General features: G+C 65.0%; 21 protein-coding genes. 6 read left to right on the top strand and 15 right to left on the bottom strand.

Translation table 11 applies throughout. From position 1 onward, the window contains the following. Window positions 1-3: 3 nt before the first annotated feature. Complete coding sequence (locus AC20117_RS02555; protein ID WP_083339769.1) at window positions 4-1242, top strand: alpha-hydroxy acid oxidase; 1239 nt, start codon at window positions 4-6, stop codon at window positions 1240-1242. Between the two features lie 93 nt (window positions 1243-1335). Here AC20117_RS02555 and gdhA read toward each other — a convergent pair whose 3' ends face one another. The 3 genes from gdhA to AC20117_RS02570 all read right to left on the bottom strand — a co-directional run bounded on the left by gdhA (window position 1336) and on the right by AC20117_RS02570 (window position 4596). After that, window positions 1336-2676 carry an NADP-specific glutamate dehydrogenase gene (gene gdhA / locus AC20117_RS02560; protein WP_074701118.1) on the bottom strand — a complete coding sequence of 447 codons (1341 nt, stop codon included), beginning with the start codon at window positions 2674-2676 and terminating at the stop codon, window positions 1336-1338. Window positions 2677-2849: 173 nt separating this feature from the next. Next, a complete protein-coding gene (locus AC20117_RS02565) occupies window positions 2850-3314 on the bottom strand; it encodes an ArsR/SmtB family transcription factor (protein ID WP_074701117.1) in 465 nt (154 codons plus the stop codon). 79 nt (window positions 3315-3393) lie between these two features. Further along, on the bottom strand, window positions 3394-4596 hold the full coding sequence (locus tag AC20117_RS02570; protein ID WP_074701116.1) for an acetoin utilization protein AcuC: 1203 nt from the start codon (window positions 4594-4596) through the stop codon (window positions 3394-3396). A 135-nt stretch (window positions 4597-4731) separates the two neighbouring features. Here AC20117_RS02570 and AC20117_RS02575 point away from each other — a divergent pair, with 135 nt between their 5' ends. Then, window positions 4732-6144 (top strand): TrkH family potassium uptake protein, encoded by a 1413-nt coding sequence (locus tag AC20117_RS02575; RefSeq protein ID WP_074701115.1) that lies wholly within the window; start codon window positions 4732-4734, stop codon window positions 6142-6144. Between the two features lie 37 nt (window positions 6145-6181). Then, window positions 6182-6820 carry a potassium channel family protein gene (locus tag AC20117_RS02580; RefSeq protein WP_413542043.1) on the top strand — a complete coding sequence of 213 codons (639 nt, stop codon included), beginning with the start codon at window positions 6182-6184 and terminating at the stop codon, window positions 6818-6820. Between the two features lie 3 nt (window positions 6821-6823). Here the strand turns inward: AC20117_RS02580 and proC are convergent, their stop codons facing one another. The 5 genes from proC to AC20117_RS02605 form a co-directional block, all read right to left on the bottom strand. Then, window positions 6824-7678, bottom strand: a complete 855-nt coding sequence (proC, locus tag AC20117_RS02585; protein ID WP_074701113.1) for a pyrroline-5-carboxylate reductase — start codon at window positions 7676-7678, stop codon at window positions 6824-6826. A gap of 238 nt (window positions 7679-7916) precedes the next feature. Continuing rightward, window positions 7917-8942, bottom strand: a complete 1026-nt coding sequence (locus tag AC20117_RS02590) for a Ppx/GppA phosphatase family protein (protein ID WP_074701112.1) — start codon at window positions 8940-8942, stop codon at window positions 7917-7919. A gap of 39 nt (window positions 8943-8981) precedes the next feature. After that, on the bottom strand, window positions 8982-11708 hold the full coding sequence (topA, locus tag AC20117_RS02595) for a type I DNA topoisomerase (RefSeq protein ID WP_074701111.1): 2727 nt from the start codon (window positions 11706-11708) through the stop codon (window positions 8982-8984). A gap of 141 nt (window positions 11709-11849) precedes the next feature. Then, window positions 11850-12503 (bottom strand): ArsR/SmtB family transcription factor, encoded by a 654-nt coding sequence (locus AC20117_RS02600; RefSeq protein WP_083339768.1) that lies wholly within the window; start codon window positions 12501-12503, stop codon window positions 11850-11852. A 74-nt stretch (window positions 12504-12577) separates the two neighbouring features. Further along, window positions 12578-14104, bottom strand: coding sequence for a DUF7059 domain-containing protein (locus AC20117_RS02605; protein ID WP_083339767.1), 1527 nt, complete (start codon window positions 14102-14104; stop codon window positions 12578-12580). 103 nt (window positions 14105-14207) lie between these two features. Between AC20117_RS02605 and AC20117_RS02610 the strand changes: the two genes are divergently transcribed. Continuing rightward, window positions 14208-14825: a GNAT family N-acetyltransferase gene (locus tag AC20117_RS02610; RefSeq protein WP_074701109.1), complete on the top strand. Its 618-nt coding sequence runs from the start codon at window positions 14208-14210 to the stop codon at window positions 14823-14825. Between the two features lie 68 nt (window positions 14826-14893). Here the strand turns inward: AC20117_RS02610 and trhO are convergent, their stop codons facing one another. Then, on the bottom strand, window positions 14894-15787 hold the full coding sequence (gene trhO, locus AC20117_RS02615) for an oxygen-dependent tRNA uridine(34) hydroxylase TrhO (protein ID WP_074701108.1): 894 nt from the start codon (window positions 15785-15787) through the stop codon (window positions 14894-14896). A gap of 98 nt (window positions 15788-15885) precedes the next feature. On the opposite strand from trhO, the gene AC20117_RS02620 reads away from it, so the two are divergent. Further along, the gene (locus tag AC20117_RS02620; protein ID WP_074701107.1) at window positions 15886-16560 is read left to right on the top strand and encodes a GNAT family N-acetyltransferase; all 675 of its coding nucleotides are present in this window, start codon (window positions 15886-15888) and stop codon (window positions 16558-16560) included. Between the two features lie 103 nt (window positions 16561-16663). Beyond that, a complete protein-coding gene (locus AC20117_RS02625; RefSeq protein ID WP_074701106.1) occupies window positions 16664-19006 on the top strand; it encodes a DNA 3'-5' helicase SftH in 2343 nt (780 codons plus the stop codon). 4 nt (window positions 19007-19010) lie between these two features. Here the strand turns inward: AC20117_RS02625 and AC20117_RS02630 are convergent, their stop codons facing one another. The 6 genes from AC20117_RS02630 to AC20117_RS02655 all read right to left on the bottom strand — a co-directional run bounded on the left by AC20117_RS02630 (window position 19011) and on the right by AC20117_RS02655 (window position 22826). Next, window positions 19011-19400, bottom strand: coding sequence for an Rv3654c family TadE-like protein (locus tag AC20117_RS02630; protein ID WP_074701105.1), 390 nt, complete (start codon window positions 19398-19400; stop codon window positions 19011-19013). Next, entirely contained in the window at window positions 19397-19786 is a 390-nt protein-coding gene (locus tag AC20117_RS02635; RefSeq protein ID WP_074701104.1) for a TadE family type IV pilus minor pilin, read from the bottom strand. Before AC20117_RS02635 ends, AC20117_RS02630 begins: the two co-directional genes overlap by 4 nt. A 74-nt stretch (window positions 19787-19860) precedes the next feature. After that, window positions 19861-20163 carry a DUF4244 domain-containing protein gene (locus tag AC20117_RS02640; RefSeq protein WP_083339766.1) on the bottom strand — a complete coding sequence of 101 codons (303 nt, stop codon included), beginning with the start codon at window positions 20161-20163 and terminating at the stop codon, window positions 19861-19863. Between the two features lie 142 nt (window positions 20164-20305). Continuing rightward, window positions 20306-20926 (bottom strand): type II secretion system F family protein, encoded by a 621-nt coding sequence (locus AC20117_RS02645; RefSeq protein ID WP_074701103.1) that lies wholly within the window; start codon window positions 20924-20926, stop codon window positions 20306-20308. A 29-nt stretch (window positions 20927-20955) separates the two neighbouring features. Then, a complete protein-coding gene (locus tag AC20117_RS02650) occupies window positions 20956-21741 on the bottom strand; it encodes a type II secretion system F family protein (RefSeq protein WP_074701102.1) in 786 nt (261 codons plus the stop codon). Next, window positions 21738-22826 carry a TadA family conjugal transfer-associated ATPase gene (locus AC20117_RS02655; RefSeq protein ID WP_418202235.1) on the bottom strand — a complete coding sequence of 363 codons (1089 nt, stop codon included), beginning with the start codon at window positions 22824-22826 and terminating at the stop codon, window positions 21738-21740. The genes AC20117_RS02650 and AC20117_RS02655 overlap by 4 nt, the downstream gene beginning before the upstream one ends. Window positions 22827-22893 lie beyond the last annotated feature (67 nt).

Genomic DNA, 22893 nt, shown 5'->3' on the forward strand with positions numbered 1-22893 from the left:
GCCATGCATGAAGAATTGCCCCCGGCCCTCAAACGCCGGATCCCCAAAGTTGCAGATCTCGCCCCGCTGATGCAGTTCAAGCGGCCTACCTTTGGCAGCGCCGCCCGGTTGCAGCGCGCCAACACCATCTGGGACCTGCGTGCGATGGCCAAGCGGCGCACGCCCACCGCGCCCTTCGACTACACCGACGGGGCCGCGGAAGCCGAGATCACCCTGAACCGGGCGCGCGAGGCATTCCTGGACCTGGAGTTCCGGCCCGGCATTCTGCGCAACGTCCAGAACGTGGACTTGAGCACCGAGGTGCTGGGCCAGCGGTCGGCGCTTCCTGTCGGCATTGCGCCCACCGGTTTTACCCGGATGATGCAGTCCGAGGGCGAGTACGCCGGCTCCCGGGCCGCGGCCGCGGCGGGCATCCCCTACACGCTCTCCACGATGGGCACCGCTTCCATCGAGGATGTCGCCGCTGCCGCGCCGCATGGCCGCAACTGGTTCCAGCTCTACCTCTGGACCGACCGCGAGAAGTCCCTGGCGCTGATCGACCGTGCAGCCAAGGCGGGCATGGATACGTTGATGGTCACGGTGGACACTCCCGTGGGCGGGGCCCGGCTGCGCGACGTCCGCAACGGCATGACGATCCCGCCGGCGCTGACCGCAAAGACCGTTCTGGACGCTTCCTACCGACCCGCCTGGTGGTTCAATTTCCTGACGCATGAGCCGCTGTCCTTCGCCTCGCTCTCGCGCTACTCGGGAACCGTCTCCGAACTGATCGACTCCATGTTCGACCCCACCTTGAGCTTCGACGACCTGGCCTGGCTGCGCGACACGTGGAAGGGCAAGCTGGTGGTCAAGGGGCTGCAGACGCTGGAAGATACCCGGAAGGTCGTGGACTACGGCGCGGACGGAATCGTGCTCTCGAACCACGGCGGACGCCAGCTGGACCGCGCGCCCATCCCCCTGCATCTGCTCAGCCAGGTGGCGCGGGAACTGAAAGGCAAGACGTCCATCATGCTGGACACCGGCATCATGAGCGGCGGCGATATCGTGGCCGCGATCGCGCTGGGAGCCGACTTCACCCTGATCGGCCGGGCCTACCTGTACGGGCTGATGGCCGGCGGGCGAATGGGAGTGGACCGCGCCCTGGAGATCCTCTCCGGCGAAATGGCCCGCACCATGCGCCTGCTCGGCGTCAACAAGGTCGAAGACCTGAACCCGGATCATGTGAAATTGCCGGCCGGTCTCTGACGACCGCGGCTGTTCCTGCTTCAAGCACTGCATCAAACAACGACGGCGGGGCTCACATTTGGTGAGTCCCGCCGTCGTTCGCTGTAAATTCCCCTAGATGACGCCCAGGGCCAGCATGGCGTCCGCTACGCGGCGGAAGCCGCTGATGTTGGCACCGGCGACGTAGTTGCCCGGCATGCCGTATTCGTCGGCCGTCGCGGCACAGCTTTCGTGGATGCCCACCATGATGTCGGCGAGGCGCTCCTCCGTGTGCTCGAAGCTCCAGGCATCGCGGCTGGCGTTCTGCTGCATCTCAAGGGCCGAGGTAGCCACACCGCCGGCGTTGGCTGCCTTGCCCGGGCCGAACAGAATACCGGCTTCCTGGAACAGCGCCGTGGCCTCGGCGGTGCAGGGCATGTTGGCGCCTTCGGCCACCGCAATCAGTCCGGAATTGAGCAGCTTCGCGGCTGCCTTGTCGTCCAGTTCGTTCTGCGTGGCGCAGGGTAGTGCCACGGCGGCATCGACGTCCCAGACCGAGCCGTCCTCGACGTAGCTGACGGACCCGCCACGGCGTTCCGCGTACTCGGAGATACGGCCGCGCTCGACTTCCTTGATCTGGCGGAGGAGCTCGACGTCGATACCGGCCTCGTCCACAATGTAGCCGCCGGAGTCGGAGGCCGTGATGGCGGTTGCGCCCAGTGCCTGTGCCTTCTCGATGGCGTTGATGGCCACGTTGCCCGAGCCGGACACGGAAACCCGCTGTCCGTCGAAGGACATGCCCTTGGTCTTGAGCATTTCCTCGGTGAAGAGCACGGCGCCGTAACCGGTGGCTTCAGGCCGGACCAGGGAGCCGCCCCAGCCGATGCCCTTGCCGGTCAGCACGCCCGACTCATAGCGGTTGGTGATCCGCTTGTACTGGCCGAACAGGTAGCCGATTTCACGCCCGCCCACGCCGATGTCACCGGCGGGAACGTCCGTGTACTCGCCGATGTGGCGGTACAGCTCGGTCATGAAGGACTGGCAGAAGCGCATGACTTCGCCGTCGGACTTGCCGCGCGGGTCAAAGTCCGCCCCGCCCTTGCCGCCGCCGATGGGCATTCCGGTCAGGGCATTCTTGAAGATCTGTTCGAAACCCAGGAACTTGACGATGCCGAGGTAGACCGACGGGTGGAAACGCAGTCCGCCCTTGTACGGGCCAAGCGCGGAGTTGAACTCAACGCGGAAGCCACGGTTGATCTGCACCTGCCCGGAATCGTCAACCCACGGTACGCGGAAAATGATCTGACGTTCGGGTTCGCAAATGCGCTGAAGTATAGCGGCGTCTGCATACTCGGGGTGCTTGTTCGAGAGGGGGACCAGGCTTTCAAAAACCTCGTTGACGGCCTGGTGGAATTCAAGTTCGCCGGGATTGCGGCGAAAGACTTCGTCCCGGATTTCGAGCAGATTCGCATCCATGGGGGTGGGTCCCTTCAATAGCTATCGGAGTGCGGGCAGGTGCATGTACGGAAAAACCTCGTGATTGAAAGACGCAGCTGCGCAACCTTCAAATCGAAACATACCCGGTGGGCAAGATGATAACGGGAACGAAATAACGCCCGCTAGCGGCGTAATGAATCCGGCCCTCTGCGCTAGCCTCGGCGGCTGCGCCGCAGCTTCGGCAGGTGCGCAAAAAGGTCCGCTGCCTGTTTGGCGGCCTGGTTGGCCGCGTGGCCCAGGGACCGGCCCAGCTGGGGCGGTATCTGGTTCTCTCCGTCGCCGTCCAGCTCCGCGGCGGACGCCGTGACCAGTGACACGGCAGGTGCCAGCGGTTCCTCCACGGGCAGGTTTACCGACGCTAATCCGAAGCCCGCAACCCAGTCCGCGACATCCTGCAGCGGGTCAGTCTGCAGGGCGTAAAAACGCTTCTGTCCCTGGGCCCGCATCGAGACCAGCCCGGCCTCTCGCAGCACCTTGAGATGTTTTGAGACAGTAGGCTGGCTGACCTCGAGTTCCTCGACCAGTTCGCCCACGGATTTGTCGCCCTCACGCAGGGAGCCGAGTATTTCGCGGCGTGTCCCCTCTGCGATTACGGCGAAAACATCATCAATGACCATTCCATTACCCTAGCCACATATACACCGTGCGGCATCCCCGCGCCGTCCGTGGCGGGCAACCGCATGGAAATTGTTATGGTCAGTCAAACCAAGGGTCCAGCCCGTGATAGGGGAACACTTCCTTGCGGGTTGCCATGACCGTGCGGTCAACGGCGTCGTTGGGGTCGTAGCCGACTTCCCATGAGCGCCACCAAAGCTGGGCGTCGTCGTTCATCAGCAAGGGGGCGGTCTGCCCGTAGCGTTCCAGCACGTAGTCCCGCCAGCGTTGCGGCACTTCCGCCCGCAACGGGACGGGCTGGCCGGAGACAATGGCAACCAGGTGGCTCCACGAACGCGGCACCACATTAAAAATGTCGTAGCCCCCGCCGCCGGTGGCAATCCAGCGGTCATCGGTCACCTCACGCGCCAGCTCCGCAATGTCCAGCATCATCTGCCGTTGTGCGTCCACACTGAGTCGGACGCTGCTAAGGATGTCCCGGGCATGATTGTCGCAGCCGTGCTGGCTCACGATGATCTCCGGTTTGAAGGCATGTGCCAGTTGCGGGACCACCGCATGGAAGGCTCGCATCCAGGCCGCATCCCCGGTGCGCGGCGGGACCGCCACGTTCACGGCGCTGCCCAACGCGTCCGGACCGCCGATCTCATTGGCAAAGCCCGTACCGGGGAACAGCGACATGCCCGTTTCATGGATGGAGACGGTAAGCACCCTTGGATCGTTCCAGAACAAGTTCTGTGTGCCGTCGCCGTGGTGCGCATCGACGTCGACATACAGGACGCGCTGGACGCCGCCGTCGAGCAGGCGCTGAATGCCCAGCGCGCAATCGTTATAGATGCAGAAGCCACTGGCTTTGTCGCGCGCGGCATGGTGCATTCCCCCGCCGAAGTTGACCGCATGCACGGCCTTCGAGCTCAACAGGGCTTCCGCCGCCTGCAGCGTTCCGCCGGCGAGGCGGGCACTAGCCTCGTGCATCCCGGCAAAAGCCGGGTCATCCTCGGTGCCCAGCCCCCGGGACTCATCCGGCGCGTCCGGATTGGCGCTGACGGCATGCACGGCCGCAACATACTCCGCGTCGTGCACCGTCTGGAGTTGTTCGTCGGTGGCGACCTCGGGTGCGACAACCGAGACATTGTCCCTGTCGAAGAGACCGAAGTCTGCCGACAGCCGCGCAGTCAGGTCCAGCCGGATCGGCGACATGGGATGTTGCTGCCCAAAATTGTAAGCGAGCATCGATTCATCCCACATGACGTGAGTTGGAACACTGGCCGCTGGGTTCGCTTGCATCAGGGACAGGCTACGCGAAACGGTGGCCGGGGTGCATGATTAGCGTCCCCGATGACGGCGGATAGATGATTTACTACTGCAAGGACCAAGTCCCCAACCGCCGAGAAACCTACCAACCCGTCAGAAGCGAACCGTATGACAATCAACCAGCCGTTCAGTCGGCAGGATCGGAAGCAAGGGAAGCTCTCCTTCCTGCTGAGCATCCGCGATTTTGTCGACAACGTCGCCAACAGTTCTCCGGCGCGGCTGGCCCTTATCGTCTACGCCGGCGTTATCTTGGTCTTTACCGGCCTGTTGTCGTTGCCCGGCGCGGCTGCAGACGGGAACATCACGCCGCTGCATGACGCCTTCTTCACCGCCGTTTCTGCCGTGTGCGTGACCGGCCTCACGGTAGTCTCCACGGCCGCCCACTGGACCTTCTTCGGCCAGGCGATCATTCTGCTCGGCATCTTCATCGGCGGGTTGGGCACCCTGACGCTGGCGTCCATGCTGGCCCTGATGGTGAGCAAACGCCTGGGCGTCCGTGGCAAGCTGATCGCCCAGCAGGCCATGAACAATGCCGGCCGGCTCGGCGAAGTCGGCACGTTGCTGCGGATCGTCATCACTACCTCGGTGCTCATCGAACTGGCCCTGGCCCTGATGCTCATCCCTCGGTTCATCATCCTGGGCGAATCGTTCGGCGAAGCCGTCTGGCACGGCGTCTTCTACTCCATCTCCGCATTTAACAACGCAGGCTTCACACCGCACTCGGATGGCTTGGTCCCCTATGAGACGGATGAATGGATCCTGCTGCCCCTGATGGCCGGGGGTTTCCTTGGCAGCCTTGGATTCCCCGTTGTCATGGTCCTGCTCGAACGCGGTTGGCGGTTCAGCAGGTGGAACCTGCACACCAAGCTCACCATCCAGGTCTCGCTGATCCTGCTGGTCATTGGTGCCGTGGGCTGGGGTGCCCTGGAGTGGAACAGCCCGGACACGCTCGACGGCATGACGCTTTGGGACAAAGTCCTGCACTCGGTCTTCGCGTCGGTCATGACCCGTTCGCTGGGGTTCAACCTGGTGGATATGAACGATATCGAACCCAGCACGATGCTGCTCTCCGATGCGCTGATGTTTGCCGGCGGTGGCTCGGCTTCGACCGCCGGCGGCATTAAGGTGACCACCATCGCCATCGTCTTCCTTGCCATTGCCGCCGAGGCGCGCGGCAACAGGGACGTCAACGCCTACGGCCGGACCGTTCCCGAGGGCGCCATGCGCGTGGCGATCTCCGTCATTGTCATGGGGGCAACGTTCGTGGCCGTGGCATCGGGCATGCTGCTGTCGATGACCGATGAAGATCTGGACCGCATCCTGTTCGAAGTGATTTCTGCCTTCGCCACCTGCGGTCTGAGCACCAATCTCAGCGCCGAGCTTCCACCTGAGGGCAAGTACATCCTCTCGGCCCTGATGTTCGCAGGCCGGGTAGGTACTATCACACTGGCCTCCGCGCTAGCCTTGCGTGAAAGCCGACAATTGTTCCATTACCCGGAAGAGAGGCCGATCATTGGCTGACAAGTCGAACAGCAACCGTCCGGCACATAACGCTCCGGTGCTGGTGGTGGGCCTGGGCCGTTTTGGCGCGGCCACGGCCGAGCAGCTGGTGAAGCAGGGCCGGGAGGTCCTGGCCATCGAGCGCGACCCTGCCCTGGTCCAGAAATGGTCCGGCCAGCTCACCCACATCGTCGAAGCCGACGCCACCAATATCGACGCGCTCCGCCAGCTCGGCGCACAGGACTTCACGTCCGCCGTCGTCGGTGTGGGTACCTCGATCGAGTCCTCCGTGCTGATCACGGTCAATCTGGTGGATCTGGGTATCGAACACCTGTGGGTCAAGGCCATTACCGCCTCGCATGGCAAGATCCTTACCCGCATCGGCGCCAACCACGTCATCTACCCGGAGGCGGACGCCGGACGCCGCGCCGCGCACCTGGTGGGCGGACGGATGCTGGACTTCATCGAGTTCGACGACGGTTTCGCGATCGTGAAGATGTACCCGCCGAAGGAGACCCAGGGGTTCACCCTCGGCGAGTCGGGGGTCCGTTCCAAATACGGCATCACCGTGGTCGGCGTGAAGTCGCCCGGCGAGGATTTCACCTATGCACGGCCCGAGACAAAAGTGTCCAGCCGGGACATGCTGATTGTGTCAGGCCATGTGGATCTGCTCGAACGGTTCGCGGCGCGGCCGTAGTCCTTAAGCGAGTTCGCGGGAAATCTCCGCGGCACGCTCCGCAGCTGCACGCGCACCGGCGGCGATGATGTCCGGCAGCCCAGCCTCGTCGAAGGCGGCGATAGCGCGCTCGGTGGTGCCGTTAGGGCTCGTGACCGCCTTGCGCAACGCCGCTGGGTCTGCCCCGTCCTGGGCGAGCATGGCGCCAGCGCCGGCCACGGTTTCGCGGGCCAGCACCATGGCCAGCTCCGGATCAAGGCCGAGCTTCACACCGGCTTGCGCCATGGCTTCGGCAAGGTAGAAGGCATAGGCCGGGCCCGATCCGCTGATGGCGGAGACCGCGTCAAGATTCTCTTCCGGCACGATGACGGTGGTGCCTGCGCCCGTGAACACCGCGGCTGCCGCCGCCAGCTGATCCTCGGTAACGTTGCTGCCGGCCGAGAGCCCGACGGCGCCCCGGCCCACCTTGAGCGGCGTGTTGGGCATTGTGCGCACGAGCGGCTGGCCCTCGGGCAGCGCAGCCTCCATGGTGGCGATTGTGACCGCGGCCGCAACGCTGATGACCACGGTTTGCGGCGACAGCGCGGACGCAATGCTGCGGCACAAGTCGACGATGCCGACCGGCTTGACGCCCAGCACCACCAGCGCGGCACCCTCGACCGCCTTGATGTTGGCCTGCGCGTCCTCGTTTTCGGCCAGCACGGTCAAACCCTCGTAGCGGCTGCGCAGTTCTTGCGCCCGCTCGCTCCGGCGGACCGTCGCCGTCACATCCGCGGCAGCAGTACCGGCGGCCAAGAGGCCCGCGAGCACCGCTTCGTTCATGGAACCGCATCCCAGAAAGACGATCCGGCCGGTGTTTTCAGTAGTCTGCGCAGTCATGTTGCCATTGAATCACGCAGCCGCTGGCCGCGGCATGTTCTGTGTCGGGACCGATTCACAGTCTTTTCCCAGCATCTTAAAGGCGATATCCCAACAAGGGAACCTACCGTAATGAGTACCTCATAAAGGTGCGAGTGATTATGGATCAGTTCTCCTGATCCGGTGCCGGCAAACCCGCGGATGTCTCCCCCAACCGTCCGCAGGTTGTGCCGGCACCTTCTCTTTAACCAGCAACTGGCTACGGTATCGCGCTGTCCAGCCTTTCCACCGCCGGAGCAGGTTCCAGCGCCTTCTGGACGAGGGCGGTGCCCACCGGGCGAACCGGTGCATCGCTGTCGTACAGCAGATGGTCGAAACGCTTAAGGATGAGTCCTTCGCGCAGGGCCCACGGGCAGATCACCATCGAGTTGATGTTGAACATCTCCATCGCTGCCTCCGCGACCAGTGCCCCGGCCAGCAACTGCGGGGCACGCACCAGCGAAACGCCGGGCAGGTTGGCGCGGTCGCTGGCCGGCATGGCTGAAAGCCTCTGGGTCCAGAGGGAGAGATCTTCACGGCGTAGTTCGCGCCGGATGTAGGGGCCGGCCGCGGACGGGGCCGCTCCCGTAATCCGGGCCAGCGACCTGAACGTTTTGGACGTGCCGGCGACGAGATCAGGGAACCCTGCGCCGTCGAACTCTTGAACGGCCGGCGCAAGGGTTTCCCTGATGTAGTGCCTCAGGTCCTTAACGCTGCCGGCGCTGGGCGGATCCGACGGCAGCCAGTCGCGGGTCAGCCGTCCGGCACCCAACGGAACGGATGCCGCCACATCCGGTTGTTCATCATGCCCGATGGCCATTTCGAACGAGCCGCCGCCGATGTCCAGATCCAGAATGGTGCCGGCGCCCCAGCCGTACCAGCGCCTGACCGCTACCAGGGTCATCGCCGCTTCCTGCGGACCGGTCAGTTCCTGCAGGGCGACGTTGGTTTCAGCCTGCACGCGGGCCAGCACGGCGTCGCCGTTGGCCGCCTCGCGGATAGCGGACGTGCAGAACGCCAGCATGTCCTCGGCGCTGTGCTGGCCGGCGAAAGCCCACGCTTCCCGGATGAACCCGATCAGCTCCTGCTGGCCGGCCTCGTTGATGTTCCCGTCGCCGTCCAGGAAGGCCACCAGCGACAGCGGCCGCTTATGCGAGGCAAACGGAACGGGCCGGGCACCCGGGTGGGCATCGACCAATAACAGGTGGACGGTGTTCGAACCGATATCGAGGACGCCTAGACGCATGCTCTTATTATGTCGGCTGGAAGCACGGCTGATTGTCCCCTACTTCTTGGCTGTGGCCTTGCGCCGCGCGGCCGGCTTTTTGGCCGGACCCTTGGCACGTTTTTCGGCCAGCAATTCAATGGCCTGTTCGCGGGTCAGCTCCTCAATGCTCATCGAACGGGGCACCGTAATATTGGTCGCGCCGTCGGTAATGTACGGACCGAAGCGGCCGTCCTTGACCACAATGTTCTTCTCCGAGACGGGATCCGTGCCGAATTCGGCCAGCGGCGGCGCCGCGGTCCGGCCGCCGCGCTGCTTCGGCTGGGAGTAGATCTCCAGCGCCTGCTCCAGCGTGATGGTGAAGATCTCCTCTTCGGAGCCAATGGACCGCGAGTCCGTACCCTTCTTCAGGTACGGGCCGAAGCGACCGTTCTGCACGGTGATCTCGTTGCCCTCGGCATCCGTGCCCAGCACCCTTGGCAGACTCATCAGCTTCAGGGCGTCTTCCAGGGTGACCGTCTCAACGGTCATGGACTTGAAGAGGGAACCGGTGCGCGGCTTGACCTTGACCGGTTTCTTCGGCGGTTTGGGCTTGCCGTTCTTGTAGTACTCCACGGGCTGGTTCGCCAGCTCCTCGGCAGTGAGCTCGGGAATGATCTCGGTGACGTACGCACCGTAGCGGCCTTCCCTGGCCACGATGGTGCGGCCGGTCTCCGGGTCCTGCCCCAGTTCGCGTTCGCCCGGGCCCTGGTTCTCCATCAGTTCCACGGCTTTTTCGGCGGTCAGCTCGTCCGGCGCGAGGTCATCCGGAACGTTGGCACGCTGCGGGTCGGCCAGTTCACCGGTTTCCGGATCGAGCACGGCGGCGCGCTCCAGGTAGGGGCCGAACTTGCCCACGCGCAGGGTGATGCCCTCGGCGATGTCGATGGAGTTGATCTCGCGCGGGTCGATTTCGCCCAGGTCGTTGACGATGGTGTTCAGGCCTGTTTCCTTGCGGTCCCCGTAGTAGAACCCGTCGAGCCAGTCCACCCGCTTCGCCTCGCCGCGGGCGATGCGGTCCAGGTCCTCTTCAAGCGCGGCCGTGAAGTCATAGTCCACGTAGTCGCGGAAGTGCTCTTCCAGCAGCCGGACCACGGAGAACGCGATCCAGCTGGGCACCAGGGCCGAACCGCGGGTGCTGACATAGCCGCGGTCCATGATGGTGGAAATGGTCGCCGCGTAGGTGGACGGCCGGCCGATGCCGCGCTCTTCCAGCGTCTTGATCAGCGAGGCTTCGGTGTAGCGCGGCGGTGCGGATGTTTCGTGTCCGACGGCGGCGACGTCCTGCGCCTTCAGCGCATCCTTTTCGGCGAGCCGGGGCAGGCGGCCGGTGGCGGCGTCGTCGTCCTCATCGCGGGCTGCGTCCTTGCCTTCCTCGTAGGCGGCCATGAAGCCGGGGAAGGTGATGACGGTACCGGAAGCGGAGAAGACCGCGTCCCGGCCGTCCGGGGCAACGGCGCCCAGGCGAACGGTGGACGTTGAGCCCTTTGCGTCCGCCATCTGGGACGCAACGGTGCGCTTCCAGATCAGTTCGTAGAGCTTGTATTCGTCGCTGCTGAGCTGGCTGCGGACCTGGCCCGGCGTGCGGAAGGAGTCTCCCGCGGGGCGGATGGCCTCGTGGGCTTCCTGGGCATTCTTGTCCTTGCCCTTGTAGACGCGGCGGGAATCCGGCACGTACTCCGGGCCGTACAGCTCCGAAGCCTGGCGCCGGGCGGCGTTGACGGCCTGGTCGCTCAGCGCGGGCGAATCGGTACGCATATAGGTGATGTAGCCGTTTTCGTACAACCGCTGGGCCACCTGCATGGTGATCCGGGCCGAGAAGCGCAGCTTGCGGGCGGATTCCTGCTGCAGCGTCGAGGTGGTGAACGGCGCGGCGGGGCGGCGGGTGTACGGCTTGTTCTCCACCGAGCGGACGGCGAACTCAGCGGTGCGCAGACCGTCGGCGAGGGACGAAGCAGCCGCCTCATCGAGGTGCACCGCGGACTTGGCGGTGAGCACACCGGCGTCGTTGAAGTCTTTGCCGGTGGCCACGCGGGAGCCGTCAAGTGAAACGAGCTTCGCCTTGAACGCGCCGCCCTTGGCGGCGTCCTCCGGCTCGACCGTGGCCAGCAGATCCCAGTAGGACGCGGACCGGAAGGCCATGCGCTCACGTTCGCGCTCGACCACCAGGCGCGTCGCCACGGACTGCACGCGCCCGGCAGAGAGCCCGGCCTTGACCTTGCGCCACAGCACCGGGGACAGCTCGTAGCCGAAGAGCCGGTCCACAATGCGGCGGGTTTCCTGGGCGTCCACCAGGTCGGTGTCCACATCGCGCATTTCCTGCAGCGCGCGCTGAATGGCTTCGCGGGTAATTTCGGGGAAGGTCAGCCGGTGGACCGGGACCTTGGGCTTGAGCACCTCAAGCAGGTGCCACGCGATGGCCTCGCCCTCGCGGTCACCGTCAGTTGCGAGATAGAGCTCGTCGGCGTCCTTGAGCAGGCTCTTGAGTTCGGCGACCTTCTTCTTCTTGTCCGCAGAAACCACGTAGTAAGGCTCGAAGTTTTTCTCGACATCGACGGCGAATTTGCCCACCGAGGTCTTCTTCAGCTCGGCCGGCAGGTCCGACGGCTGCGGCAGGTCCCGGATGTGGCCCATCGAGGCCGTGACCTCAAAACCCTCGCCGAGATACCCGGCAATAGTCTTGCCCTTGGCAGGAGACTCGACAATGACGAGTTTCATACCGGTTTTTTCGCGGGCCTTGGGTGGCACGATTCTCCTACGTCAATTGCTGTGGCGGTGCGGCAGATGCATCCTGTCCCCGAAGTATCCGGGACAGCTGCCAGCTCTAGGTTAGCCCCAAGAATGGCACAACGAAGAAAACCGGGTGCAGTCACGGGGCCGGCGGGAGGTTTACGCGTCGTCGATATCCCCGGGCAGGAAAGAGAATACGTAGTACAGCTTTTGGGCGTCTTCGCCCCGGTTTTCAGGATTTGTGGTGGGGCTGAACTCGAGCAGGATCTCGCCGATCCGGCGGCCCAGATCCGCGCGCTGCTCCTCGGTCAGGTAAAAACGGCCGGTGCTCAGCGCGGCGAGGTGGCCCTCCTGGCGCCAGGTGTCCGGGTTCGGCGCCTGCTTGTCCCGCTTGACGTACTTGGAGAGGCGCTGGCGCAGGTCATTGAGCTCAACATCGACGACGCCGAGGGTTGCCGCCCGGCTGTCCGCCACCGAGGTGACATCCAGCCGTCCTGCGGCGGCCTGCCAGTGCCGCTCGCGGCCGTCGCCCTGGTTGGCGCTGCGCTTAACGAAGCCCCACTTCTCCAAGGCCCGCAAGTGGTAACTCATAGCACTCGGCGTAAGCCCGTGCCGCTGCGCCAACTCCGTCGCGGTGGCCGGCTGCTGCGTATCGAAGAGCTCCTCGATGACTTTCAGGCGCACCGCATGGGCGAGCGCACGGATGGCCCTCGCATCTGAAATGTTGACCCGGTCCCCCGAGCCCGCCGGCGCCCCTGCTCCGGAAATTTCGCCGGGCGCTGAGTCGGTATATGGCGCTGCACCTTTGGTCATGGAAGGTAAGTGTAATGCCCTTCAGAGTGCGGCAGTGAGCCCGTTCACTTGCGAAACGGCAACGATTGAGGCGCCTACGCCCCGGCAGGAACGAGGAAGCCGTCCGCCACGAGGTTGCGCACCTCGGAGGTCAGCTGCTCGGCGAATTCCGGGTCCGACCTCTCCAGCAGGGCTGCAAGCGCAGCCACCAGCTGGCCGACCGTCAGCTCACCGTCGCTGGCGGAGACAAAGCCGGCGAGCTCCGAACTCATCAAATTGGTGCGGCGGAACCCGGCTCCCTGCCGCAGCAGGATCACGCCCGGGTGTTCTGCCCCCGGGCGCTGATGGCGTTCCTCTGTGACGTCCTCCGCCGGTTGCAGCCGCTGGTCCGCGAAGTCTTCGGCATGTGCCTCGAGCCAATCGTGCCGCTGAACCGCTGCGGCCAGATGCGGACCGATGGGCTGCTCGATCGCGTAGCCGATTTCCTCGAATCTGCGCAGCCGGGCGGCGCTTTCGGTGCGCCGAAGCCACATCATCCCGAACCCGACGCTTTCCACATCGCGGGAAGCGAAATCCTCCAGATACGCTGCGTAGGAACGCCCGTAGAGACCCGGATCCCGGTTTTCCGAAGCGTCCCGCAGCCAGGTCTGTGCGTACGACGACGGGGTGAGCTGTTCGCGCTGGATCACCCAGGCCTCGGTTTTCGGATCGAGCCAGACTTCGAGCCGGTCATGCCAGGAACCGGCACCGGCGGGAATCTCCCAGTTTCCCAGCAGCTGCGCCACGCCGCCCGTGTCCAGCGCCGAGGGCAGCCGGCGGACCAGTGTGGAGACAATATCGTCGCCGGGCAGCCCGCCGTCGCGGTACGTGAACTGCTCCTCGCCGGCCGTCTCCTCGGTCCGCGGCGTGATGACGAACGGTGGGTTGCTCACTACCAGGCCGAACTGCTCGCCGGCCACCGGGTCGAGCAGGCTGCCCAGCCGGAGACTGACCCGCGCGGCCAGGTTCTGCGGATCCAGATCCAGCGGCCCCGCGTTGAGCAGCAGGTTGAAGCGGGTGAAAGCGAGCGCGCGTTCCGAGATATCCGTGGCCGTCACATGCCGCGCATGGCCCAGCAGGTGGAAGAGCTGGATGCCGCAGCCGGTCCCCAGATCCAGCGCACGTTCCACCGGCGCGCGGACAGTCAGCTGTGCCAGCGTCAGCGAGGCCTGCCCGATCCCCAGCACGTGGTCCCGCCGCAGCACCCCGGGCGCCTGGTGGGCACCCAGGTCGCTGGCCACCCACAACTGCGTTTCGTCGAACGCATACGGCCGGAGGTCAACGGCGGGACGGAAGCGTCCGCCGTCGTTGTTGATCAGCCCCAGCGCCAGCAGCCCTTCGGGCGTGACGGCGGGAAAAGCCGATGCCAGCTGGTCCCGTTCCAGTGTCCCGCCCAGCAGCCACAAACGTACGACGGCGGCCAACGGCTTGGGCCGGGCAGCGGCAAGTTCGCGATCGGTTGCCAGCTGGGCCGGAATCAACTGGTCCCGGTCCAAGGCCTCGTAGGCCTCGGCGCCCAGCAGTTGCTGGACGCCGTCCACCGTGTAATCCAGCGCCGTCAGGTCCTTAGCCAGTGCAGCCATCAGCTGCAGATCCGTACTTTGCGGGGCGTGGGGAATGTTGCCGCTATTGAACTCAGTCACGCCTCAAAGTCTAGGCGCGGGGCAGGAATGGTTAAATGGGCGCATGCTTGTTACCACCACCCATCTGGAGCAGACCGCGCCCGAGCAGCTGGTTCCGGGATCGCGCCCGCTGCCGTCCGGTACCCGGATCGAACAGGTCCGCAGCATCAGCCCCGAATTCAGCAAGTTCCTCTACCGGTCTGTCGGCAGCGGGTGGAACTGGTCGGATCGCCTGGCGCTGACGCGCGCCCAGTGGGATGAAGTATTGCGCACTCCGGGCTCCGAGACCTGGGTGCTGTGGGTGGACGGCTCGCCGGCAGGCTACGTGGAACTGATGGGGCGTCCGGGCGCGGCAGGCACCGAAGTGGAAATCGTGTACTTCGGGCTCTTTCCGGAGTTCATCGGTGCAGGGTTCGGCGGCGCGCTGCTGACGGAAGGGATCCAGCAGGCATGGCAACTGGACACGCGCTGGGAGCGCTTTGCGCCCGTAAGCAGGGTCTGGGTCCACACCTGCTCGCTGGACGGACCGTCGGCGCTGGCCAATTACCAGGCGCGCGGCCTGCGGATCTTCAAGACAGAAGAAGAAGTCGCCGAGCCGCAGGACGCCTCCGCCGGGCTGTGGCCCGAGGCCGGGCCAATGGAATCCACCGGTTCCGCCCGCGAGCTACCCGTGGAGGCCTAGCAGCCGGCGCGCAAGCCGGTCTGGACGCGCGGGAGGTTGAACCCGGCACTGGAACCGGTTGCCCCCTCTTAGGCTGCGCAGCCGTCCGGGCAGCGGAGAGTCTCGGGGTTCGACGCGCACTCGGTGCAATACAGGGTGAGGTTGCGGCAGCTCGGATTCGAGCAGTTCTCGAACTTGTTCGTCGCGCCCTGGCAGCGGACGCATTCACCGATGGTCTTCGCATCGGGCGTGAATTCCATATGCATGCGCTTGTCGAAGACGTAGAGCGAGCCTTCCCACAGCCCGGCGTCCCCGAACGTCTCGCCGTAGCGGACAATGCCGCCCTTCATCTGGTAAACCTCCTGGAAACCGCGGTTGACCATGAGCGAGGACAGCACTTCGCACCGGATTCCGCCGGTACAGTACGTCACCACGGGCTTGTCCTTGAGGTCGTCGTACTTACCGGATTCGAGCTCTTTGATGAAATCGTGGGTGGTGGCGACATCCGGGACTATGGCGTCCTTGAACTTGCCGATCTGCGCCTCGAACGCGTTGCGGCCGTCAAAGAAGACCACATCCTCGCCAGCCTGCTTCTTGGCCTCCACCAGTTCGTGCAGTTCTTCCGGCCTCAGATGCGTCCCGCCGCCGATCACACCGTTCTCGTCGACCTTGAGTTCTCCCGGTGCGCCGAAGGACACGATTTCGTCACGGACCTTTACGCTCAGCCGTGGGAAGTCCTCGGCACCGCCTTCCGACCACTTGATGTCCATCTTCTTGAACGCCGGATACTCGCGGGTGGCCTTCACATACTGCTTGACTGCACTGATTTCCCCGCCGACGGTGCCGTTGATGCCGTCCGCGGAGATCAGGATCCTGCCCCGCAGACCCAGTTTTTCGCAGAGGGCGCGTTGCCATAGCCGTACCGCTTCGGGATCCGGCAAGGGGGTGAACGCGTAATAAAGCACAATTCGGTTTACAGCCACGTATTTAAGGGTAAGCGCAGATGGCAAACCGGTTATTGTGACCTTGTTGTCATCTACTTCGGATGCCGCCCACGCTGTTGGTTCGGTACTGTCTACCTATGGCCCTCGATTTCACAGCAGACGTACCTGATAACTTGCTCCCGGCGTGGGTTGCCGGATGGTCAGCCTGCCGCGGCTATTCCCCGGCTCGCGAAGCCGGGCATCCGGCCATCGTGCTCGCCGATAAGACCGGCGACTGGGAGTTCTTTGCCTATGAGCCCGGTGACGAGGAGTTCGCGGATCTCGCCAGGAACACACTGGAATCGCCCAAGCGCATGCTCACCGTGCTGACCCGTGATCCGCAGCGCTACCATATGCTGGCGCCGCAGCACGGGCTGAGGGTCCATCACAGCGACCAGTCCATGATGGTCACCGACATGTCCGAACAGGACGCCGAGGATCCCTGGTACCGGGACACCGATTTCAAGACCGTCATCGACCGGGACGGCAACGTGCACCGCGCCCGCGTCATGTACGGCGAGGAGGAAGCGGCCCACGGCGTGATGGCTGTGGTGGATGGTGTCGCAGTCTTCGACCACATCGAAACCCATAACAACTTCCGCCGCCGCGGCCTCGCAACGCACATCATGCGCGCCCTGGCAGCTTCAGCGTTCGAGCACCTTGTAGAAACAGGCCTGCTGATTGCCTCGCACGACGGCCGCATGCTGTACCAGCACCTGGGCTGGGACACGGTGTGCGACGTCCTGATCCTCAAGCCCTCGGACGCCGCTTAGCCGCACCGCTGGCAGGCGAGCCCCGGGTTCGTTCCTGTTGTCTGCTGCTGCCCCGGGGTAGGCTGCGGCGCCGTCTGCTTCCGGCAGGTGACACAATATTCGGGTGGCACTGCATGATTCTCTGATCCCCCTGCTCGGCTCCGGTCCGGACCCCGAACAGCTCATGCACGTCCGCGAACTGTCTGCACGGGACGCCATCCACGAACCCTGGCCGGATTGGGCGCACCCGGATGTCGTCGATGCCTATGCCACCTTGGGCATGCATCAGCCGTGGCGGCACCAGGTCCTCGCCGCCGAATCGGCCCACGCCGGCCAGCACACGATCATTGCCACAGGCACTGCGTCCGGGAAGTCGTTGGCCTACCAGCTCCCGGCGCTGGACTCGATCCACCGCACCTCGCTGGAGGACCAGGCCAGGCTGGAACCCACGGGATCCGTCGCGTTATACCTGGCTCCAACCAAAGCCCTCGCCGCGGACCAGCTGTCCGCCATTAAATCCCTCAAACTGCCGACGGTGCGGGCCGAAACGTACGACGGCGACACGGATCCCGGCGCCCGCCGCTGGATCCGTGACCATGCCAATTTCGTCCTGGCGAATCCGGACATGCTCCACTTTGGGATCCTGCCGAACCACACTTGGTGGGCCCGGTTCTTCCGCCGGCTCAAGTACGTCATCATCGATGAAGCCCACAGTTACCGAGGCGTTTTCGGTTCCCATGTGGCCAACCTGATGCGCCGGTTGCGCCGGATCTGCGCCAGCTATGGCGCCGACCCTGTGTTCATCGGCGCCTCCGCCACGTCGTCCGATCCAGCCTCTTCCTTTGGCCGGCTGATCGGTTCCGAGGCCAAGGCGGTGACGACTGATTGTTCGCCTCACGGCGCCACCACCGTAGCGTTCTGGGAGCCTCAACTAACGGAGCTCAAGGGCGAAAACGGCGCGCGCGAGCGTCGGACCGTAGTAGCCGAAACGGCGGACCTGCTGGCCAACCTTGTCTCCGCACGCGTCCGGACCATCGCCTTCATCAAGTCAAGGCGCGGGGCGGAAACCATCTCCAGCATTACCAAAAGGCTCTTGGAAGAGGTCCATCCGTCGCTGCCTAACCGGATCGCAGCCTACCGCTCCGGTTATCTGCCCGAAGAACGCAGGGAACTTGAAAACAAGCTCCGGTCCGGCCAGTTGCTTGGGGTTTCGAGTACTTCCGCGCTGGAACTGGGTATAGATATTTCCGGGCTGGATGCGGTACTGGTCGCAGGCTGGCCCGGCACCCGGGCCTCGCTGTTCCAACAGATTGGACGGGCCGGCAGGGCCGGGCAGGATGCCGTGGCAGCGTTCGTGGCCAGCGATGATCCACTCGACACTTATCTCGTGCACCATCCCGAAGCGGTCTTCGACGTCTCCGTCGAAGCCACCGTGTTCGACCCGTCAAACCCCTATGTCCTCGGCCCGCATCTCTGTTCGGCGGCCCAGGAGCTGCCGCTGACTCCGGCGGAGCTGGGGCTCTTCGGCCCCACAGCCGAATCCCTGCTGGATCGCCTCACGACAGACGGTTATCTGCGGCGGCGTCCTGCAGGCTGGTATTGGACACATGCCGAAAGCGCAGCGTCCCTGGTTAACCTCCGGGGCGACGGCGGTGGTCCCATCAACATCGTCGAATCGGAATCGGGCATGCTGCTGGGCACCATGGACTCGCCGCAGTCCCACTACCAGGCGCACACCGGAGCCATTTACGTCCACCAAGGCACCACCTACATCGTGGACGAGCTCAATGAGCAGGACCACTGCGCCATGGTCACCCGGTCCAATCCCGATTACTACACGCAGGCCCGGGACATCACCCAGATCGAGGTTCTGGAAGAACTGCGTGGCGCAGACTGGGGCAGAGTCCGTGCTTCCTTCGGTGAAGTCAAAGTCACGACAAAGGTGATCTCCTTCCAGCGCAAGGCCTTCATCTCCAATGAGATCCTGGGTGAAGAACCGCTCGAATTAGGTGCGCGGGAACTCTTCACCAAGGCAGTCTGGTTCACCATCGACGAGGCCGATCTTGCCGCGGCCGGCCTCGTTACGGCCAGGATTCCCGGAGCGCTGCATGCCGCCGAGCATGCCGGGATCGGGCTGCTTCCGCTGGTAGCGTCGAGCGACCGGTGGGACATCGGCGGAGTCTCCACGGCCTTACATGCCGACACCGGGAAACCGACCATCTTCGTCTACGACGGTCATCCGGGCGGAGCCGGTTTCGCTGAACGAGGTTACGACGCTGCCCGGACCTGGCTCACCGCCACTCGAGACGCGATCCGGGCCTGCGAATGTGAGTCCGGCTGCCCGTCGTGCGTGCAGTCACCCAAATGCGGCAACAAGAACAACCCCTTGGATAAGTCTGGTGCCGTAATGCTGATCGACGCGCTGCTCGCCGCGGCCGATATACCCGCGGCGGAAGCAGCGCGCTGACCGATCAGGGCGGCGGTCCGGCCCTGGCCCGCCCTTCAGCCTCCTTCCACGGCGCATGCACCATACCGAACAGCTGCGGTAAGGGGACGGCGACGTCGATGTCGACTACGGCTCCCGCCGCTCCGTGTCGGCGGCAATTGGCCAGCTCGGCTCCGTGTTCTCGTGCAACTTCACCGGCCAAGCCGCAGGGATCCCCGTCCAACAGACCACGGGCGGCGTCGGCGGCTGCCAGGGCAGCAAGATCCGCAGCCTTGGACGCACGGGCTACGGCGGTACTGGCTTGCATTCCCGCTGCCAGTGCCGCCGCCAGAAAGCACATCAGCAGTGCCGCTGCCGCCGCCATCACGGTGCCGGAACCACATTCGCGCAGCGGGTCGACGGCGTCTCGCGTCATTTCCCCGCTCCCGTGATCGTCGGCGACGAAACCGCGTGCTGCTCAGCCGGTGCCGTCGCCTCGGCAGCCAAGGTCCAGCCACCGACGCCGGCCCAAGGAACGGGTACCGCCGCAGTGGTCCTCACGGTGATCCAGCCTCCCGCGTTTCCGCTTGCCAACGTGGCCCCGCTGCCCGCAATCCTGCGGACGGCGGAGGCCGCCACCGACGCCGTTTCGCCCCGGGCCAACTGTCGCGCGGCTGTCTGTGCGGCCTTCTCCAATTGCAATTGCGTTGACCCGGCGGCGGCCCCGGCCAGCAGCATGGCCAGCACCGCCACGATTGCCGGCATCACGATGGCGGTCTCGGCTGTGACCGACCCGCGGTCACCGTTCTGCTGGCGGGTCATCGTGGTCTTTCCTGCTGCCGCGCCGGGCGTACGCCTACCGCGGCAGCAGGAATCGCGTCGCTTGAGCACAGGTCTCACACCGCGGTCAGTGCCATTTCCACGAGGCCGGTCAAGAGCCCCCGCACCTCCCCGCTGCGCAGGATGAGCACCAGCAGCCCGGCAAAGCCCACGGCGGCAAGTGTAGCGATGGCGTATTCGGCGGTAGCCATTCCCGCTTCGGAACCGGTCAGCCGGCGCCAGCCGCGACCGGCGGTTTCGTCCACATGCGGGAGCGGAAGCTGAATGACCTCGGCGATCTCCTCCGATTCGGCGGAAGCTTCTGCCGCGGCGGAGCCGTCAAAAGAACGGGAGAACTGGGTTGATCGTGACAATGACATTTCTACCTCCTGGTTGGTCCGCAGTGTTGCGGTACTCATGAGCCTGCCGCGGCGCCAGCTGGCGTAACAGCGACGTATTCCCTCAAGTGCACAAGCCCATCAGGACGAAGGTGTGTGGAGGATAACTGGCTCCGGAGCCGTTTCACAGGTCGGGGAGCAGCGAGATCAGCACCGGCACAATACCAAGGCTGATGAAGGACGGCAGCGCACACAAACCCAGCGGCAGGACCAACCGCGTCCCTAAGGTGGCCGCACGCCGCTCGGCTTCCTGCCTGCGGCGGCGGCGCAACTGGTCCGCCTGCGCATACAGAATGGCCGCAGAGGGCGCGCCGGTGGCTGCTCCGAACCGCAGCGCCTCCTGTATCTCGTCCAGCCTGGTGTCCCTGCCGACGAGCCCCCAGGCCGTGTGCCACTCTGTTCCGAGCTGCAGGGCAGAGGCGACTTTATCCAGCCGTTCCCTGCTGCCAGATTCGGCGACCTGAGCAAGCGTCGCCACCGCGGCAGGCAGCGAGGTACCGGATTGGATCATGGCCCCGAGCAGATCCAGCATCAGCGCCGTGTCGGGTGCGCTTACCCCGACGCTGCCGCTGGCGGCACCTGTGCGGCCTGCTCCAGTATCTGACTGCTGCCGCTTCATAACACGGAACCGGTGTGGTGTGCCGGCCGGCCCACGTTCCCACCTGCGTTTCCGAAGTAGCGGCCAAGGAACCACGAGCAGCCACAGCGCTCCAAAGATGAGCAGCGGGATAATCAACCCAGCCATGTCGGTCCTCTCCCTCGGCGCATACGGACTTATCCGTCCGCAGCGCGGCTGACCAAACGCTGGGACCAGAGCCGGCCTGCTGCCAGCAGCCCCAACCCCACGGCGAGGATGGCCCAGCCCGCCGGGGTTCCCAGAAGGATGCCAAGAGGATCGGCACCCATGGCAATGCCGAGGCCGAGACCAAAGATCGGAAGCCACGTCAGCAGCGTGGTCGTGGCACGTGGGCCGGCCAATGCGGTACGCCGGGCGGCTGCCCCGTCCAGGGTGTGCTGCAGATGTCCGGCGTAATTTTCCAGCAGGACGGCCAGCGGCGCTCCGGTCTGTTCGGCAGCGTCCCAACAGGCCGCCATATCCTGCCACATACGTCTGGCCATTACGGCAGCCGGCGACCGTGTCCCGACGCCGGGTACGTTGGCCTGGCGCAGGGCGAAGCCGACGCTTAATCCAAGCTCGGCCGCCTGTCCGGCCGATCGCATGCCAGGCAAAAGCAGCGCAGGAAGGCCCTCCCCCGGACGGTCCGCTTGCTCCGCCTCAGGTGGATTCCGGCTTGCTTCCGGCGCGAACTCTTCAGGTCCATAGACCCGGAGAATGTCTGCCCACATCTGGGCCGGGGTCCGTCCCGAGCGCAGCAAGGAAGCCACTTGCCGCACGAACATGGGCAGTTCATCGGCGCTGTCCCGACCGCGTTTGCCCGGACGCCGGCGGGGCTGCGGCAGGCGTAGCAACCCAGCACTGATTGGAGCCAGCCGACGTTTCCCGCAGCCCAGGACGACGATGGCTGCCAGACACAGCAGCGTCACCAGCAGCGCCGTCATGACCCGGCTGTTCTTGCTTGGCCTGTTCCCGCCCCGAACAACCTGGGCTCCAGTTCCCGCCAGCCTGGTCCGAATTCCATAGTGGTGCCGCGGGCCACCAGTGCCGGCACCGTTTCGAGGGTTCCCGCCGACGTGGCCCGCAGCAGCGCCAACTCCCTGATCTGCCTGCCGGCAGCTGTGCGGTCCAGATGAATGATCACATCCAGTGCCGTACTGGCCTGCAAGGCCAGCGCCTGGGGTTCCAAACCGGCGAGTGCTCCCATGGCCGCCAGCCTGGCCGGCACACCGGCGGCTGAATTGGCGTGCACAGTGCCGCCCGCCCCGGCGTGACCGGTGTTCATGGCAGCGAGGAACTCGCGCACCTCTGCACCCCGGCACTCCCCCACAATCAGACGGTCCGGACGCATCCGCAGGGCTTGGCGGACCAGCTCGCCCAGGTCGACACTGCCGCTGCCTTCCAGATTGCTGTGCCGGCTTTGCAGACCGACAACGTGCGGATGGTCGGGATTGAGCTCCGCTGCGTCTTCGACCAAAACCAACCGTTCAAAGGACGCGGAGAGCCCGAGCATCGCGGACAGCATCGTGGTCTTGCCCGAGCCGGTGGCACCGCTGATCAGGAAGTTCAGCCGCCCGGCCACCACTGCTTCGAGATACGGTAGCCAACCGGATGCAGGCCCGACCAGTTCGGCGAGGGTAAACACGCGGGGCCGGCGGATGCGGATTGACAGCAGCGTTCCCTGGGTGGATACCGGCGGCAGGACCGCATGGACCCGGTATCCGTCGAGGCGCACATCCACGCACGGGTTGCCGTCGTCGAGCCGGCGGCCCCCTGCAGTCACGAGCCGGGTAGCCAAGGCGCGTACCTCTGCATCGTTGCTGAAAGTGACTTGGCTTCGCTCCAGGCCTCGTTCCCCGTCGGTCCATACCTCGGAGGGCCCGTTGACCAGAATGTCCGTGACTGTCCCTTTCAGGGCCAGCCGCTGCAGCGGTCCGAGACCCCGCAGGTCAGCCGTCAGGTTCTCCACGGCCTCCAGCACACCGTCGGTGCCCAGAAGCTGGCCGCTCGACTGTACCGCCGCTGCCACGCGAGCTCCCGTGACGGGCGACGGATCGGACAACACTGCATCCCGGAAAGGAGCCAGGTTGACCGGG

Source organism: Arthrobacter crystallopoietes, from assembly GCF_002849715.1.
Classification (GTDB): Bacteria; Actinomycetota; Actinomycetes; order Actinomycetales; family Micrococcaceae; genus Crystallibacter; species Crystallibacter crystallopoietes.